Consider the following 16,225-nt stretch of genomic DNA (forward strand, 5'->3'; position numbering starts at 1 on the left):
ATGAAGACCGCCCTCCTCGCCACGCTGTCGACGCTGGCGCTCGCCGCCTGCGCCGCGGGTCCCGACTACCGCGCACCGGTGACGCCGCCGCGTGCGGCCGCCGCCTTCTCCACCGTCACGCCGGCCGCGACCGCGGAGGCGCCGGCCGACGACTGGTGGCGGATGTACCGCGATCCGGTGCTCGACGGCCTCGTCGCCGATGCGCTGGCGGCGAACACCGATATCCGCGTCGCGGTGGCACGGCTTGACCGGGCGAGATCGGTGCTCCGCGGGGCGCGGACCGAGCGCCAGCCGCAGGTCGATCTGGGGGCGAGCGGCAATTATGGCCGCGCCTCGCAGCTCCAGTCGCTGCCCGGCTTCGATCGGAACCGCGCCACTTACGATGTCGGGCTGGACGTGAGTTACGAGGTCGACCTCGCCGGGCGGATCAGCCGTAACATCGAGTCCGCGCGCGGCGACGTGGGTGCCGCGGCGGCCGATGCCGATGCGGTCCGCGTGTCGATCGTGGCCGAGACGACGCGCGCCTATGTCGATGCGGCGTCGTCCGCGGAACGGCTGGCGGTGGCGCAGCGGATCGTCGGGCTGCTCGACCGGTCGGCGGTGCTGACCGGCAAGCGCGTCGATGCGGGGCGTGCGGCGCGGCTGGACCAGGTCAGGATCGCGGCGTTGCGCGACCAGCGTGCCGCGCTGGTGCCGCAGATCGCGGCTGAGCGGCAGGCGGCGCTGTTCCGGCTGGCGACGCTGACCGGGCGCGCGCCGCAGGACCTGCCCGCCGCTGCAGGGGCGCGGACGACGACGCCGCGGCTGGACCGGCCGATCCCGATCGGGGACGGCGCGGCGCTGCTCGCCCGCCGGCCTGACGTGCGCGCGGCCGAACGGCGGCTGGCGGCGGCGACGGCGCGGATCGGCGTGGCGACGGCGGACCTTTACCCGCGCATTTCGCTCGGTGGACAGGTCGGGTCGACCGCGATCGATGCGGGGGATCTGTTCTCCGGCGGGCCGATCCGCTGGTTGCTGGGGCCGCTGTTGAACTGGTCGCTGAACCAGTCCGCAGCGCGTGCGCGGATCGCGGGGGCGGAGGCCGATACCCGCGGCGCGCTCGCAACGTTCGACGGTAACGTGCTGAATGCGTTGCAGGAAACCGAGACGGCGCTGTCGAACTATGCGCGCGAACTGGACCGGCGGACGCAGCTTCAGTCGGCGCGCAACAACGCCGAACGCGCCGCCCGCATCACCCGCGCGCGCCAGCGCGAGGGGCAGATCGACTTCCTCGAAGTGCTCGATGCGGAGCGGACCTTTGCCGATACGGACGCGGACCTGGCAACCGCGGACGCCCGGATCGCCGCCGCGCAGGTCGATCTGTTCCGCTCGCTGGGTGGCGGGTGGCAGCAGGCCGGCGGGGTTTGATCTCGTGGGGCCGACGAACGTTAGCGGCCCTACCCTCTCCGTCTGGGTTTAAGCTCAGCCGCGCAGCATCGCGACGGCGAGCCACAACCAACCGACGATCAGCACCAGCCCACCCAAGGGCGTCACGAACCAGATCGCCTTCGCCGGCACCCCATACGCCATCGCATAGAGCGAGCCTGAGAACAAAGCGGCGCCCACGACGAACAGGGCCGCCGGCCAGCGCCCGCCCGGCATCCCCATCACGACCAGGGCGGCAACCGCGTGAACCATCTGATAGTGCGAGCCCGTCCGCAGCCATTCCGCCGCCTCGCCCACCGCGCCGTGCGCGCCGCGTGCGCCGGCCATCACCGCGATCGCGCCCGACAGCGCGGCCAATCCACCGATCATCATGCCTCAGGCTCCACGGTGCGGATCGAGCGTTCTGGGGTGAACATCATTTCCTTGCCCGAATGGAGGTCGCCCGACTTGCCCTGCTCGGTCAGGCGGAGTGCGTCGCGCTTGCGATATTCCGCCTCGGCACGGTCGATCGCATCGTCGGCGACACCGACCGCCTCGAGCGCCTTGCGGCCCATGCAGACCGCGGATTCGAACACCTCGCGCGTGACGCCGGCCAAGTCGAGCCGGTTGAGCCGGATCAGGTGCCGCCGGTCGAACGCGCGGACCAGGATGGCGGCGTGCGGGAACGCCTCCAGCACGGGCTTGAGCGTTTCGGGGGAGACCGGATCGCCGTCCATGCAGAACACGATGGTGCGCGCGTCGTCGGCGCCGGCCTGACGCAGCAGGTCGAGCCGCGTGCCGTCGCCGTAGAAGACCTTCGACCCGAAATCGCTGCTGCGGTCGACCTGCGTCGCGGACACGTCGATCAGCGTGACGGAGACGGCCTTCGCCATCAGCATCTGCGCCACAGTCTGGCCGAAACGGCCATAGCCAACGACGATCGCGCTGGCTGGCATCGCGGCGCTGGGGCCGTCGAGATCGTCGCGTTCCGGGCCGGTGCCGCCGCGGTTGAACCGGCGCGCGATGATCATCAGGAACGGCGTCGTCGCCATTGACAGCGTGATGACCGCGCCGAACAGGCTCGCCGCCTCCGGTTGGATCAGCTGCGCCGCGCGGGCCTGCGCGAACAGCACGAAGCCGAACTCGCCGCCCTGGCTGAGCAGCAGGCCGAGCGCGAGTGCGGGGCGCGTCTCCACCCCGAACACGCGGGCGAGGCCGAAGATCACGCCCGACTTCACCGCGATCACCGCGATCGCCAGCCCGATGACGAACAGCGGACGCGACATGACGACGTTCAGGTCGAGCATCATGCCGACGGACAGGAAGAACAGCCCGAGCAGGATGGTGCGGAACGGCTCGACGTCGGCCTCGAGCTCGTGCCGGTAGGGCGAGTCGGCGAGCATGACACCGGCAATGAACGCGCCGAGCGCGGTCGACAGATGGAGCGCCTCCATCACGCCCGCCGCAGCCAGCACGGTAAACAGCCCGGCCGCGACGAACAGCTCGCGCTCGCCGAGATGTCCGATCAGCCGGAACAGCGGGTTGAGCAGGTAGCGCCCGGCCAGCACGAGTCCGACCACCGCCCCGACGGTGTAGAGCGCCAGCATATAGCCCGGCGGCGCGGCTGGATCGGCCGGCGCGCGAGACAGCGCCGCGATGATCGTGATGAGCGGGACGATCGACAGGTCCTGGAACAACAGGACGGAGAAGGCGCGTTCGCCGAACGGGGTGTTCATGCGGCCGGCGGAGCGCAGCATGGGCAGCACTTGCGCCGTGGAGGAAAGCGCGAGCGGCAGGCCGAGCGCAAGCGCCGCTTCCCAGCTGAACCCCGCGAACGCCAGGATGATGCCGCTGATCGCCAGCCCGCAGGCGACGACTTGGCCTAGGCCGAAGCCAAAGATGTCGCGTCTCAGCCGCCACAGCCGCGTCGGATGGAGTTCGAGCCCGACTAGGAACAGCAGCAGCACGATGCCGAGTTCGGCGATCCCGAACTTGCCCTCCACGTCGCCGATGAGCTTCAGGCCCTGCGGCCCGATGACCGCGCCGGCGACGAGATAGCCCAGCACGGCACCGATGCCGAGCCGGCGGAACAGCAGGACGAACAGCAGCGCGGCGCCCAGCATGATGACACCGTCATGCACCCAGTTCGCGGCGCTGTGTGCCTCGTTCACGGCTTCGCTTCCGCTTGCCGCGCCGCGTCGGCGACCGCCTCGAACGCGAGCCGGATCGAGGCATGACGCGCGGTGTAGGGCCGTGCCGGTTCGAAGATGTCGAGGCCGGGCCATTCGCCGGGGGTTTCGCGATCGCCTGCGAGGTAAGCGGTGAGGTCGGCGCGGGCGGCCTCCAGCTCCGCCGGAGTGCGGCCCATTGCGGCAGCGCCCATCAGCGAAGCGGATGCCTGGCCGAGTGCACAAGCGCGCACTTCCTGACCGATCGCGGTCACCCGCCCCTCCCCGTCCAGCGCGACGTCGACGATGATCCGGCTGCCGCATACCGGCGAACGTTTCTCGGACGTCCCGCCCGGCGCCTCGAGCCGGACCTGATGCGGAATGCTCGTCGCGAGCCGGAGGATGGTCTGGTTGTAGAGCGGTGCTGACATGGGTCGGTATGTAGGGCGCAAAGGAGTGGTGCCCAACACCCAATGTCGCCGTTGTAAGCCAAGCGACCGAAGCGCCCGCCGAGCTGAGGAAGGCGCTAGACAGGACGGCGATTTTCGGCTTTTCCGATTCCCCCGGACCGGCAAAGCAACCACACGCCGGACATTGCCGCGGGATGAAGTGTCAAAAACAAGAAAAACAACGAGGATGCCGAACATGTCTTTCATCAAGATGAAGCTCGTCGACGAAGACCGGTACCGGACCTATAATCTCAACCAAGTTTTATGGTGGGAAGGGTTTGGCGATGAAGTGGAGATCACTTTCACTGGTACAGGACCAATTCGCGTACGGGTTTCGCACTACGAGATGGAGATGCTAACCAACTCGCTACCTCGGACGGTCGGCGAGTAAGCTTAAGGACGCCGGCGAGTCAGTCCGTAGAAAGGCTCGCCGGATTTGGCTTTATTGTTGATAGTCTAAAATACCACGCCCTTTTCCGCGTCGATCGCAGTCGCGCGGCCGGATAGGAATGGACGGGCGGCGCGGCGCGTAGGTCGCAATCTTCCGGTCCGGTCGCATCCCTATCCCAAAATATCATCGACTTTCGCGCTGCAGATAAGCTAAAAACAAGTCGGATCTACTCGGTCGTCGCAGGCCTCGCGTCCACCTTCCGACGTGCCGCGACATAGTCGACGATCGCCTTGCCGCTGGCGTTGAGGAGCGAATAGCTGCGGGAGTCGCGGATCCAGTCGGGGCGGGTTGCGGCGCCGCCGTAGAGGGTGTCGTAGACCAAAGTGACCGCCAGGAAGAGCAACGTCGCGCCGATCAGGCCCTTGAGCGCGCCGAAGCCGAAGCCGAGCAGGCGGTCGAGCGGGCCAAGGACCGATTGTCGGGTGCGGCGGCCGAGCGCGCGGGCGACGAGTTTGCCGCCGGCGAACACGACGAGGAAGAGCAGCGCGAAGGCCAGAACGGAGGCCCCGGCGCGCGTCCCGACCGGGCCGACGAGCAGCTCGGCCAGTGCGGCGTGGAAGAATTTCAGCGCCAGGATCGCGGCAACCCAGGCGAACAGCGAGAGCACTTCGGTCACGAACCCGCGCAGGATACCGAGCATCGCGCCGCCGCCGACGAGCAGGATCACGACGATATCGAGGGCGGTGAGCGCTGGCATGCGCCTACCGCTAACCCCGACCCAGCAGCCGGTCAACGAGCGCGGCAAGCGTCGAGTAGCCGCGCATGGACAGGCCGGAGGGCGCCTCCGCCAGCGATGCGGGCACGAGCGCCTGCGTGAAACCGAGCTTGGCGGCCTCCTTCAGCCGCAGGCCGCCGTGAGCCACGGGGCGGACCTCGCCGGAGAGCGACACCTCGCCGAACGCGACCATTTCGGACGGGATCGGCTGTTCGGCCAGCGCCGAGACCAGGGCCGCGGCCACGGCCAGATCGGCGGCGGGATCGATCACGCGGTAGCCGCCCGCGATGTTGAGATAGACCTCAGCGGTCGAGAAACTGAGCCCGCAGCGCGCCTCCAGCACGGCGAGGATCATGGCGAGCCGCCCCGAATCCCAGCCTACGACCGCACGGCGCGGCGTGGCGCCGGAGGCGAGCCGCACGACGAGCGCCTGGATCTCGACCAGCACGGGGCGCGTGCCCTCCATCGCCGGGAACACCGCGGCGCCGGACACCGATTCGCCGCGCGTCGTGAGGAACAGCGCGGACGGGTTCGACACCTCGTCGAGCCCGGCTTCGGCCATCGCGAACACGCCGATCTCGTCGGTGCCGCCGAAGCGGTTCTTGATGGCGCGCAGAATGCGGTACTGGTGGCTGCGCTCGCCTTCGAACGACAGCACGGTGTCGACCATATGTTCGAGCACGCGCGGGCCGGCGATCGATCCGTCCTTCGTCACATGGCCGACCAGCACGAGCGCGCAGCCGCTTTCCTTGGCGTAGCGGACCAGTTCGTGGGCGGAGGCGCGGACCTGGCTGACCGTGCCGGGTGCGCCTTCGATCAGGTCGCTGTGCATCGTCTGGATCGAATCGATGACCAGCATGTCGGGCGCCTCGGCGCGTTCCAGCGTGGTCAGGATATCGCGGACCGAGGTGGCCGCGCCGAGCTGCACCGGCGCGTTGCCGCAGCCGAGCCGGCGGGCGCGGAGCCGGACCTGATCGGCGGCCTCCTCGCCCGAGACATAGGCGACCGACTTGCCGGCCAGCGCAAGTTTCGCCGCGGCCTGGAGGAGTAAGGTCGATTTGCCGATGCCCGGATCGCCGCCGATCAGCGTCGCGGAGCCGGCCACGAACCCGCCGCCCAGCGCGCGGTCGAACTCGGCGATCCCGGTCGGCATCCGTTCGGGCAGCGCGACGTCGGTATCGAGCGCGGACATCATGACGAGATTGCCGCCGCCGCGCAGGTTGTGCTTGGCGGAAAACGGCGTCTTGGCCCCGCCCGCATCCTCGACCAGCGTGTTCCATTGCAGGCAGTCGACGCACTGCCCCTGCCACTTGTTCGCCACCGCCCCGCAGGATTGGCAGACATAACGCTTCTGCGGCTTGGCCATGGAAACTCCGGTTGGAACGAAATGGGAACGTAGCGGGGAATGGAGCGGGTTTCCAGTCCTGACCGTGTTCCCCCTTGCGTGGGACCACTTTCGCTGAGGCACGCGGCGTGCCACCTTGCCGCCATGCGGGAGAAGGAACTGAGGCTGGCGCTGGTCTGCTACGGCGGGATCAGCCTGGCGGTGTACATGCACGGCATCACGCGCGAGATCTGGCATCTCGCCCGCGCCAGCCGGGCCTATCATGCGGGCGAGGCGGCGGGTGGCGCGAGCGAGGCGGTCTACCGCGACCTGATCGGCGAGATCGAGGCGGCGACCGGCACCCGGTTACGCGTGCTGGTCGATATCGTGGCGGGGGCGAGCGCGGGCGGGATCAATGGGATCTTCCTCAGCCAGGCGATCGCGACGGGGCAGTCGCTCGATCCGCTGACCGACCTGTGGCTGAACAATGCCGATGTCGACCGGCTGATGGCGGACGACCGGCCGGCGGGCGCGATATCGAAGCGGCTGTCGCGGCTCTGGGCGTCGCCGCTCGCGCGCTATGCCGCCGGGCGCACGGCGACCGAGGCGCTCGATCCGGCGGTGCAGGCGGAGGTCCGCGCGAAGCTGACCCAGTTCGTGCAGGCGCGGTGGTTCGCGCCGCCGTTCGGGGGCGCGCGGTTCACGACTTTGCTGCTCGATGCGATGGGGGCGATGGCGGGCACGGGCGACGGGCGGTCACTGCTGCCCGACGGGCACCCGCTCGACCTGTTCGTAACGGTCACCGATTTTCGCGGGCATCCGGAGCGTCTGACGCTGCATTCGCCGCCGGAGATTGTCGAGACGGAGCATCGCCTTACGCTGGCTTTCTCGACGCGCGATGAAGGTGATGCGGCGCTCGGCGAGATCCCGGCTCTGGTGTTCGCGGGGCGCGCGACGGCGAGCTTTCCGGGAGCGTTCCCGCCGTTCACGGTGGGCGAGCTGGACGCGGTGCTGGCGGAGCGTGGGCAGGACTGGCCGGGGCGTGGGGCGTTCCTGACGCGTGCGTTGCCGCGGCTGGCGGCGATCGATGCGGTCGAGAGCGCGGTGCTGATCGACGGATCGGTGCTGAGCAATGCGCCGTTCCGCCCGGCGATCGAGGCGCTGCGCAACCGGCCGGCGGCGCGGGAGGTGGACCGGCGCTTCGTCTATATCGATCCGAAGCCCAACATCCGCTCGGTGCACATGACCGGCGGCGACGGGATCGAGCCGCCGGGCTTCTTCCAGACCATCCTGGGCGCGATGTCCGACATTCCGCGCGAACAGCCGATCCGCGACAATCTCGAAGCGATCGCGGCGCGGTCCGCCCGGATCGCGGATGCCGCGGCGACGATCGCAGCTGTCCGCCCGGAGGTGGAGGCCGCGATCGACGATGCGTTGGGCGGCACGATATTCCTGACGCGGCCGACGCCGGCGCGGATCGCGGGGTGGCGGGCGAAGGCGAACATGCTGGCGGTGAAGCGCGCGGGGTTCACCTTTGCTGGCTACGGCCATCTGAAGCTGGCGTCGGTGATCGACCGGCTGGCGACGTTGTTCGCGGAGGGTGGCGCGCAGGATCGCGATGCCGTGCGCGCAGCGCTGTGGGTGCATGTCCGCGCGGTCGGGATCGCCGGGCCGGGCGCGGACGATGCGGCGTTCGTCCAGTTCATGCGCGCGCACGACCTGGAGTTCCGTGTGCGGCGGCTGCGGTTCGTGGCGGAACAGGTGCCCGACGTGCCGCCGCCCGGTTGCCCAGCGGACCTGATCGAGGCGATGCGCAGCGCGTTGTTCGCGGCGCTTGCTCCGTATCTGGATCAGCGCGCGCCAAAGCTGCGCGACATGGCGGACGTGCTGGACGATCCCGCCGCGGCGTTGGCGGCGCTGGCCGAGGCAACCGACCTGCGCGCGATCGACGACCGGGCCGATGCCACGCTGTGCGCGGCGCTGTTGCCCCTGCCACGGCCCGAGCGACGGCGTATCCTGCTCGCCTATCTTGGTTTCCCGTTCTACGATATCGCCACGCTGCCGCTGTTGCGCGGCGACCACCGCGACGAGTTCAACCCGGTGAAGGTCGACCGGATCGCCCCCGATGACGCGAGTGCGATCCGCGCCGGCGGGGCGGAGGCGACGCTGAAGGGGATCGCGTTCAACAGTTTCGGCGCGTTCTTCAGCCGGGCGTGGCGCGAGAACGACTATCTGTGGGGGCGGCTGCACGGGATCGACCGGCTGGTCGACATCCTGATCTCCACGCTGCCGGCCGGCACGACGTTGCCGCCGGGGCATGTCGCAATGCTCAAGACGCGGGCGTTTCGCGCTGTGCTGGCGGAAGAGCGCGGGCGGTTGACGGCAATCCCCGAACTGTTCGCGACGCTGGAGCGCGAGATCGGGTGAAGATGCCACCTCTTGCGCGCCCTCTTGCTCTGGGGCGGCATCGCCGTAGAAGAAGCGGCATGACGCGGAGGGCGATGCCATGCAATTCCTGAGAACCCTGTTCTGGGTGGTGCTCGCGGTGATCGCGGTGATCTTCGCCACGAAGAACTGGACGACTTCGCAGGTGAACCTGTGGGGCGGCATCGTGGCGGACGTGAAGCTGCCGGTGCTGCTGCTGATCGCGTACCTGATCGGCGTGGTGCCGCCGACGATCCTGTACCATGCCAGCCGCTGGCACCTGCGCCGCCGGCTGGACGCCGCGGAACGGACGATCGCCGAACTGCGCCCGGCGGCGGCGACACCCGCCGCGACGCGCGAGCCGCTGTTTCCCGATCCGGACCCGATCGATCCGCCGATGCCGACCGCCTACTCCCCGCCCCCGCTCGCATCGGGTCCATCGGCATGAGCGGCTGCATCTATGTCGCGCTCGACACGACCGACCTTGTCCGTGCCAAGACAATCGCGACGAAGGTCCGCAACCATGTCGGCGGGATCAAGCTCGGCCTCGAATTCTTCATGGCGAACGGCCAGGCCGGGGTGCGCGAGATGGCGGCGCTGGGCCTGCCGGTGTTCCTCGACCTGAAGCTGCACGATATTCCGAACACGGTGGCCAAGGCGATCCAGGCGCTCCGCCCGCTCGATCCCGCGATCCTGACGGTCCACGCCGCGGGCGGCCGCGCGATGATGGAGGATGCGAAGGCCGCCGCCCCGCCGGGGACGAAGGTGGTCGCGGTGACCGTGCTGACCTCGCTCGACGGCAGCGACCTGGCCGCGATCGGCGTGCCGGACGATCCGCATGCGCAGGTCGCACGGCTGGCGAACCTGGCGCGCGAGGCCGGGATCGACGGCATCGTATGTTCCGGCGCGGAAGTGGCGGCGGCGAAGAAGGCCTGGCCGCAGGGGTTCTTCGTCGTGCCGGGCGTGCGGCCCGCGGGTGGCGATGCGGGCGACCAGAAACGCATGATGACGCCGGCCGCGGCACGCCGCGCAGGCGCGTCGATCCTGGTGATCGGCCGGCCGATCACCGCCGCCGAGGACCCGGACGCCGCGGCGCGGGCGATCGAGGCGACGCTTTAGGCGCGGCTGCCTGGTCCCGGTTCCGTTTTGGTTCGAGCCTTTCGAGAACATGACGCAAGGTTCTCGACAGGCTCGAAGCAAACGAGGGGGCTCGCGCGGCCGCGTCCCTCAGTCCATCACAGCCTCCACGCGAAAACGGTTCTGCGCGGCGAGGCGGATTGGGGCGTTGGGGGCGCCGTAGCCGTCATAGCCGCCAGTCCGTTCGACATATTCGAAGAAGAATGTCTTGGCGAAGGCGCGGCTGTAGATCTGCCGGAACCGCGCGCCGGGGCCTTCCTCGTCCAGGAGCATGTCGTGGTCCCGCATCGCTGCGACGGCGGCGGGGTCGAGCCCGAAGCGGTCGACCGCGTCGTCATGATAGTTTTGCGGTACCGGGAGCCGCGCCAGCCCGTGGTCGGCCAGCGCCTGCGCTGCCACGTCCATATCACGCACGCGCATGGCGACATGCTGGAACCCGGCCCCGAACGACTGGCTGAGGAACCGCGCGGACAGCGCGTCGCGCGCGTCGGTGCTGTTCAGCGTGATGCGGAAACTGCCCGAGGCGTTCTGGATCGCCTGGCTCTGGACCAGGCCGTTCGGGTCGATCACGTCCTGCGCGCCCGCGCCGTGAACGTCGAACAGCGCGCGCCAGTAGAGCTGCCACGACAGGAACTCGTCGTTCGGTACGGTTGCGGCGAGATGGTCGAACGCGGTCACGCCGATGTCGGGCGCCGCGGCCACCCGGTCGTCCACCGCGTCGAACTCGTCGATCCAGATCGTCCGGGCGGCTTCCACGTCGAGCACATAGACCAGGGTACCCGCCACGCCGCGCAGCGCGGGCATCGTGCGGATGTCGCTGACATGCCGCGCGACGCCCAGTGCATCGGCGCGCGCCATCGTCGCCGCGCCGTCCGCCACCACGAGCCCCATCGCGCAGATCGCGGTGCCATGCGTCGTGCGGTAGGCCGCCGCGAACCCGCCCTCCTCGTAATTCAGCACCATGTCAGCCGAACCGCAGCGCCAATGTTCGACGGCCTTGCTGCGGTGGCGGCCGGCGCAGGCGAAGCCGGCCGATTGCAGCATCGCGGTGATCGGGTCGCGGTCGTCCGGTGCCACCGCGACCTCGACGAACGCGATCCTTTCGATCTGCGCCCGGGCGGGCATCGCGGGCGCCTCGCCGATCGCCCGGCGCGCGCCGTCGCGGAGCGCATCGAGCGAGCGGACGCCATCGCGCGCCACCATTGCGGCGGAATTGGCGCGGAACCGGTCGTTGAAGATCTCCAGGCTCAGCGGGCCGTCGTAGCCGAGCCGCAGAATCTCGGCGACATAATCGGTCAGGTCCATGCCGCCCTGCCCCGGCAGGCACCGGAAATGGCGGCTCCAGTACAGGTGCCCCATGTCAAGCAGCGGCGCGTCGGCGAGTTGCACGAACACCAGCTTTTCCGGCCGGATCGCGCGGATCGACACGCTGGGGATGCCGCGCGAAAGCGAATGGAAGCTGTCGAGCAGGATGCCGATGCGCGGATGATCGACCGCATCGACAATCTCCCACGCGACGCGGTGGTCGTTGACGTGCCGACCCCACGCCAGCGCCTCATACCCCACGGTAATGCGGTGCGCATCGGCCAGGTCGCCCAGCTCGCGCAGGTCGGCGACGATCCGGTCGCGGTCCGGCAGGGCATGGGGCGAGCAGTTGGAGCAGAGGAGGATCCGGTCGCAGCCCAGTTCGCGCATCACGCCGAACTTCTGGGCGATGCGGGTGAAGGCGCGCGCTCGGTAGGGTTCGGGCATCCCTTCCAGGTCGCGGAATGGCTGGTAGAGCACGCAGGCGAGGCCGAGTTCGTCGAGTAGCGCCTTCACCTCCGCCGTCGTCATCGCTGACGCCAGGAAGTCGGTGTCGAAAATCTCGACCCCGCCGAACCCGGCCGCCGCCGCCGCCCGTAGCTTGTCCTCTAGCGTCCCGCTGAGCGACACGGTGGCGATCGCGTTCATCATGATGGCCTGTCCCGATTGCATGTGGTCTTGCGCGCCTGTTGCTCGCCACAATGCCGGATCTCAGGGGGAAAGCAAGAATGTACGAACTGGTGCGTTCGGGACCAGGCAAGGTTGTGTATAGGCCCGGACGATCGCCTAACATCACGCATTCAAGGCGAAGCGGCCTCGAAAACGAAAGAGCGCACGGTGAGCCACGTCAACGAACGCACTCGGCGATCAGACCGTCGGACGGGTGATGGGAAGAGCGGTGGTGACCCCTACGAGAATCGAACTCGTGCTTACGCCGTGAGAGGGCGTCGTCCTAACCGCTAGACGAAGGGGCCGTTCCGGTGGTCGCTCCTATGAAGCGGCGCCGCGTCCGTCAAGTGTTTCCGGGACTGGGCGGGCCGATGCATCCTCATCAATCGCACGCGGGGGCTGACAAAGCGCACCGACATTCCCTACCTGCGGTTCATGCCTACAGCCAAGATTTGCGGCCTGACCACCGAGGCCAGCCTGGATGCCGCCATCGCGCATGGCGCGTCGCATGTCGGGTTCGTGTTCTTCCCGCGCAGCCCGCGCGATATCGATCCGGACCGCGCCGCGGCGCTGATCGCCCGGACGCCGCCCCGTGTCGCCAAGGTCGGCGTGTTCGTCGATCCGGACGATGCGCTGCTGACGCGGGCCGTCGCGGCCGGGGTCGACACGATCCAGCTGCACGGCAGCGAGACGCCGGAGCGTGTGGCTGCGGTGCGGGCGCGCTACGCCCTGCCCGTGTGGCGCGCGGTTGCCGTGCGGACGCGGGAGGATCTCGGCGCGGCGGCGAAGTATCGCGGGGCGGCCGACCTGATTCTCTATGACGCCAAGCCACCACGCGGAGCGGACTTGCCGGGCGGGCTCGGGCTGCGGTTCGACTGGCGGCTGTTGCAGGGTCATGTCCACCCGCTGCCGTGGGCGCTGTCGGGCGGTCTCGATGCCGCGTCGGTCGGCGAGGCGGTGCAGGTGACCGGGGCGACGTTGCTCGACGTTTCTTCGGGGGTCGAATTGTCCCCGGGCGTCAAGGATGTGGACAAGATCGCCGCCTTCCTGCAATCGGTCGCCCGGTCATGACCATACAGAACAGCTACCGTGCGCAGCCATCGCCAGACGGCCATTTCGGCCAGTTCGGCGGACGCTACGTCGCCGAAACCCTGATGCCGCTGATCCTCGACCTGGAACGCGAATATCGTGCCGCGCAGGCCGATCCGGCGTTCCAGACCGAACTCGACTGGCTGCTGAAACATTATGTCGGCCGGCCCAGCCCGCTTTATTATGCGGAGCGCTTCACCGAAGCGGTGCGTGCGGACGCGCCCGAGGGGATGGGCGCGAAGGTCTATCTGAAGCGCGACGAGCTGAACCATACCGGCGCGCACAAGATCAACAACTGCATCGGCCAGATCCTGCTCGCCAAGCGGATGGGCAAGACGCGGATCATCGCGGAGACGGGCGCGGGCCAGCACGGCGTCGCCACCGCCACCGTGGCCGCGCGGTTCGGCCTGCCCTGCACCATCTACATGGGTGCGCGCGACACCGTGCGGCAGCAGCCGAACGTGTTCCGGATGAAGCTGCTCGGTGCGGAGATCGTGCCGGTCACCGCGGGTGCGCAGACGCTGAAGGATGCGATGAACGAGGCGCTGCGCGACTGGGTCGCCAATGTCGAGGACACGTTCTACATCATCGGCACGGCAGCCGGCCCCCACCCCTATCCGGAACTGGTCCGCGATTTTCAGTCGGTGATCGGCCGCGAGGCGCGCGAGCAGATCATGGAGGCCGAGGGCCGCCTGCCCGACCTGCTGGTCGCCGCGATCGGTGGCGGGTCGAATGCGATCGGGCTGTTCCATCCGTTCCTGGACGATGCCGACGTGAGAATGGTCGGGATCGAGGCGGCGGGTCACGGGCTCGACACCGTCGAACATGCCGCATCGCTGGCCGGTGGCGAACCGGGCGTGCTGCACGGCAACCGCACCTACTTGCTGCAGGACGAGGACGGGCAGATCACCGAGGGTCACTCGATCTCGGCGGGACTCGACTATCCGGGCATCGGGCCGGAGCATAGCTGGCTGCACGAAACCGGGCGCGTGCAGTATGAAAGCTGTACCGACCGCGAGGCATTGGACGCGTTCCAGTTCCTGTGCCGGACGGAGGGGATCATTCCCGCGCTGGAACCTGCGCACGCGCTGTCCGCCGTGGTGCGGCATGCGCGCACGATGCCGCGCGACCAGATCATCATCGCCAACCTGTGCGGGCGTGGGGACAAGGACATCTTCACCGTCGCCGATGCGCTGGGGGTGAAGATATGACGGCGTCCGGTATCCCCGCGGAGGCGGGGATCCAGTTCCACGCTCCGACCTGGACCCCCGCCTTCGCGGGGGTACGCAGCGTGTGTCGCAAGGGCATCCGCGCATGACCCGCCTCGCCACTACCTTCGCGGCGTGCGCCGCGCAGAACCGAGCCGCGCTCGTGTGTTTCGTCACGGGCGGGGACCCTGCCCCGGCCGCGACGCCGGCGATCCTCGATGCGCTCGTCGCCGCCGGCGCGGACGTGATCGAACTCGGCATGCCGTTCACCGATCCGATGGCGGACGGCCCGGCGATCCAGCTCGCCAACCTGCGCGCGCTGGGGAGCCGTACCACGACCGCCGCGCTGTTCGAGATCGTGCGCGGGTTCCGCGCGCGGCATCCGGACGTGCCGCTGGTGTTGATGGGCTATGCCAACCCGATGGTGCGGCGCGGGCCGGAATGGTTCGCGGACCGGTGCCGCGATGTAGGCGTGGACGGCGTGATCTGCGTCGACGTGCCGCCGGAAGAGGATGCAGCACTCGGCCTGCCGCTGCGTGCGGCCGGGATCGATCTGGTCCGGCTGGCGACGCCGACCACCGATGACGTGCGGCTGCCCGCGGTGCTCGCGAACGCGTCGGGCTTCCTTTACTATGTCTCGGTCGCGGGGATCACCGGCAAGCAGCAGGCGGCGTCCGCATCGATCGATGCGGCCGTCGCGCGGTTGAAGGCAGCGACCGACCTGCCCGTGGCGGTCGGGTTCGGCGTCCGTACGCCGGAACAGGCCGCAGCGATCGCGCGGACCGCCGACGGCGTCGTGGTCGGTTCCGCGATCGTCGAGGCCATCGCCGCGGCCTATGCCGGCGGGCACGACCCGGCCGCCGCGATCATGGACTATGTCGGCGGGCTGTCCGCCGCCGTCCGCACCGCCCGCCAGGAGGCCATCGCATGAGCTGGATCGACCGCGTCCGCCAGTCGCTGCCGTTCGTCGTCAAGCGCGAGACGGACGAGGAACTCTGGCACAAATGCCCGTCCTGCGGGCAGATGGTGTTCAAGAAGGAGTTCGAGGAGAACCAGTCGGTCTGTCCGAAATGCGACCATCATGGCCGGATCGGGCCGGACGAGCGGTTCGATGCGCTGTTCGACGGCGGGCTCTACACGCCGCTGCCGATCCCGACGGTGCGCGAGGATCCGCTGAAGTTCCGCGATACCAAGCGCTATGTCGACCGGATCCGTGCGGCGCGCACCGCGACCGGCGAAACCGACGCGCTGATGAACGCGCGCGGCACGATCGAGGGCCGCCGCGCGGTCGTCGGCGTGCAGGATTTCGCGTTCATGGGCGGATCGATGGGGCTCGGCGTCGGTGCCGCGTTTCTGGCCGGCGTGGAGGCGGCGATCAAGGACCGTTGCCCCTACATCATCTTCACCGCGGCCGGCGGCGCGCGGATGCAGGAGGGCATCCTGTCGCTGATGCAGATGCCCAAGACGACCGTCGCGATCGCGATGCTGCACGAGGCGGGGCTGCCCTATATCGTCGTGATGACCGACCCGACGACGGGTGGTGTCACGGCATCCTACGCGATGCTGGGCGACGTACAGCTGGCCGAACCGGGCGCGCTGATCGGTTTCGCGGGGCAGCGGGTGATCGAATCGACGATCCGCGAGAAGCTGCCCGAAGGGTTCCAGCGCGCGGAATATCTGCTCGACCACGGAATGCTCGACATGGTGGTTCACCGCCACAAGCTGCGCGAGGAACTGGCGCGGTTGATCGGGTATCTTTGCGTGGATGAGGCGGCCTGAGGGCCAGCTTCCTTCAAGCAGCATATCGTTCCCCGGCGGAGGCCGGGGCCTGGGGAAGAGCGTTTCACCTAGGCCCCGGCTTGGCGCCGGGGAACCGACGCGT

Annotated in this window: 15 protein-coding genes and 1 tRNA gene; 9 read left to right on the forward strand and 7 right to left on the reverse strand. The window is 69.0% G+C overall.

Annotated features, from left to right (window positions below; all coding sequences use genetic code 11):
* Positions 1 to 1,407 carry an efflux transporter outer membrane subunit gene (locus tag IEX50_RS01505; RefSeq protein ID WP_157177188.1) on the forward strand — a complete coding sequence of 469 codons (1,407 nt, stop codon included), beginning with the start codon at positions 1 to 3 and terminating at the stop codon, positions 1,405 to 1,407.
* A gap of 54 nt (positions 1,408 to 1,461) precedes the next feature.
* Here the strand turns inward: IEX50_RS01505 and IEX50_RS01510 are convergent, their stop codons facing one another.
* From IEX50_RS01510 to IEX50_RS01520, 3 genes are read right to left on the reverse strand one after another with little or no spacing between them, the layout of a single operon-like run.
* Positions 1,462 to 1,797, reverse strand: a complete 336-nt coding sequence (locus IEX50_RS01510) for a DUF423 domain-containing protein (protein ID WP_157177189.1) — start codon at positions 1,795 to 1,797, stop codon at positions 1,462 to 1,464.
* Positions 1,794 to 3,527, reverse strand: coding sequence for a monovalent cation:proton antiporter-2 (CPA2) family protein (locus IEX50_RS01515; RefSeq protein WP_229673759.1), 1,734 nt, complete (start codon positions 3,525 to 3,527; stop codon positions 1,794 to 1,796). The genes IEX50_RS01510 and IEX50_RS01515 overlap by 4 nt, the downstream gene beginning before the upstream one ends.
* Before the next feature lie 44 nt (positions 3,528 to 3,571).
* Positions 3,572 to 4,003 carry an iron-sulfur cluster assembly scaffold protein gene (locus tag IEX50_RS01520; RefSeq protein ID WP_157177191.1) on the reverse strand — a complete coding sequence of 144 codons (432 nt, stop codon included), beginning with the start codon at positions 4,001 to 4,003 and terminating at the stop codon, positions 3,572 to 3,574.
* 214 nt (positions 4,004 to 4,217) lie between these two features.
* Between IEX50_RS01520 and IEX50_RS01525 the strand changes: the two genes are divergently transcribed.
* A complete protein-coding gene (locus IEX50_RS01525) occupies positions 4,218 to 4,412 on the forward strand; it encodes a hypothetical protein (RefSeq protein ID WP_157177192.1) in 195 nt (64 codons plus the stop codon).
* Positions 4,413 to 4,638: 226 nt separating this feature from the next.
* On the opposite strand, the gene IEX50_RS01530 is transcribed toward IEX50_RS01525, so the two are convergent.
* A complete protein-coding gene (locus tag IEX50_RS01530; RefSeq protein WP_157177193.1) occupies positions 4,639 to 5,169 on the reverse strand; it encodes a CvpA family protein in 531 nt (176 codons plus the stop codon).
* Between the two features lie 10 nt (positions 5,170 to 5,179).
* Positions 5,180 to 6,553, reverse strand: coding sequence for a DNA repair protein RadA (gene radA, locus IEX50_RS01535; protein WP_157177194.1), 1,374 nt, complete (start codon positions 6,551 to 6,553; stop codon positions 5,180 to 5,182).
* Between the two features lie 123 nt (positions 6,554 to 6,676).
* Between radA and IEX50_RS01540 the strand changes: the two genes are divergently transcribed.
* The 3 genes from IEX50_RS01540 to pyrF all read left to right on the forward strand — a co-directional run bounded on the left by IEX50_RS01540 (position 6,677) and on the right by pyrF (position 10,054).
* A complete protein-coding gene (locus IEX50_RS01540; protein ID WP_157177195.1) occupies positions 6,677 to 8,938 on the forward strand; it encodes a patatin-like protein in 2,262 nt (753 codons plus the stop codon).
* A gap of 79 nt (positions 8,939 to 9,017) precedes the next feature.
* Positions 9,018 to 9,383, forward strand: coding sequence for a hypothetical protein (locus IEX50_RS01545; RefSeq protein WP_157177196.1), 366 nt, complete (start codon positions 9,018 to 9,020; stop codon positions 9,381 to 9,383).
* A complete protein-coding gene (pyrF, locus tag IEX50_RS01550) occupies positions 9,380 to 10,054 on the forward strand; it encodes an orotidine-5'-phosphate decarboxylase (protein WP_157177197.1) in 675 nt (224 codons plus the stop codon). Before IEX50_RS01545 ends, pyrF begins: the two co-directional genes overlap by 4 nt.
* A 108-nt stretch (positions 10,055 to 10,162) precedes the next feature.
* Here pyrF and IEX50_RS01555 read toward each other — a convergent pair whose 3' ends face one another.
* Both IEX50_RS01555 and IEX50_RS01560 read right to left on the reverse strand, forming a co-directional pair.
* Positions 10,163 to 12,025, reverse strand: a complete 1,863-nt coding sequence (locus IEX50_RS01555) for a bifunctional sugar phosphate isomerase/epimerase/4-hydroxyphenylpyruvate dioxygenase family protein (protein WP_229673571.1) — start codon at positions 12,023 to 12,025, stop codon at positions 10,163 to 10,165.
* A gap of 251 nt (positions 12,026 to 12,276) precedes the next feature.
* Positions 12,277 to 12,351: transfer RNA gene (locus IEX50_RS01560), tRNA-Glu, on the reverse strand.
* Between the two features lie 130 nt (positions 12,352 to 12,481).
* Here IEX50_RS01560 and IEX50_RS01565 point away from each other — a divergent pair.
* From IEX50_RS01565 to accD, 4 genes are all read left to right on the forward strand, one after another.
* On the forward strand, positions 12,482 to 13,117 hold the full coding sequence (locus tag IEX50_RS01565; protein ID WP_157177199.1) for a phosphoribosylanthranilate isomerase: 636 nt from the start codon (positions 12,482 to 12,484) through the stop codon (positions 13,115 to 13,117).
* Positions 13,114 to 14,346: a tryptophan synthase subunit beta gene (gene trpB, locus IEX50_RS01570; RefSeq protein WP_157177200.1), complete on the forward strand. Its 1,233-nt coding sequence runs from the start codon at positions 13,114 to 13,116 to the stop codon at positions 14,344 to 14,346. The genes IEX50_RS01565 and trpB overlap by 4 nt, the downstream gene beginning before the upstream one ends.
* Positions 14,347 to 14,449: 103 nt before the next feature.
* Positions 14,450 to 15,274 carry a tryptophan synthase subunit alpha gene (gene trpA, locus IEX50_RS01575; RefSeq protein WP_157177201.1) on the forward strand — a complete coding sequence of 275 codons (825 nt, stop codon included), beginning with the start codon at positions 14,450 to 14,452 and terminating at the stop codon, positions 15,272 to 15,274.
* Positions 15,271 to 16,122: an acetyl-CoA carboxylase, carboxyltransferase subunit beta gene (accD, locus tag IEX50_RS01580; protein ID WP_157177202.1), complete on the forward strand. Its 852-nt coding sequence runs from the start codon at positions 15,271 to 15,273 to the stop codon at positions 16,120 to 16,122. The genes trpA and accD overlap by 4 nt, the downstream gene beginning before the upstream one ends.
* Positions 16,123 to 16,225 lie beyond the last annotated feature (103 nt).

Origin of the sequence: Sphingomonas prati (genome assembly GCF_014643515.1) — a bacterium.
GTDB lineage: Bacteria > Pseudomonadota > Alphaproteobacteria > Sphingomonadales > Sphingomonadaceae > Sphingomonas_R > Sphingomonas_R prati.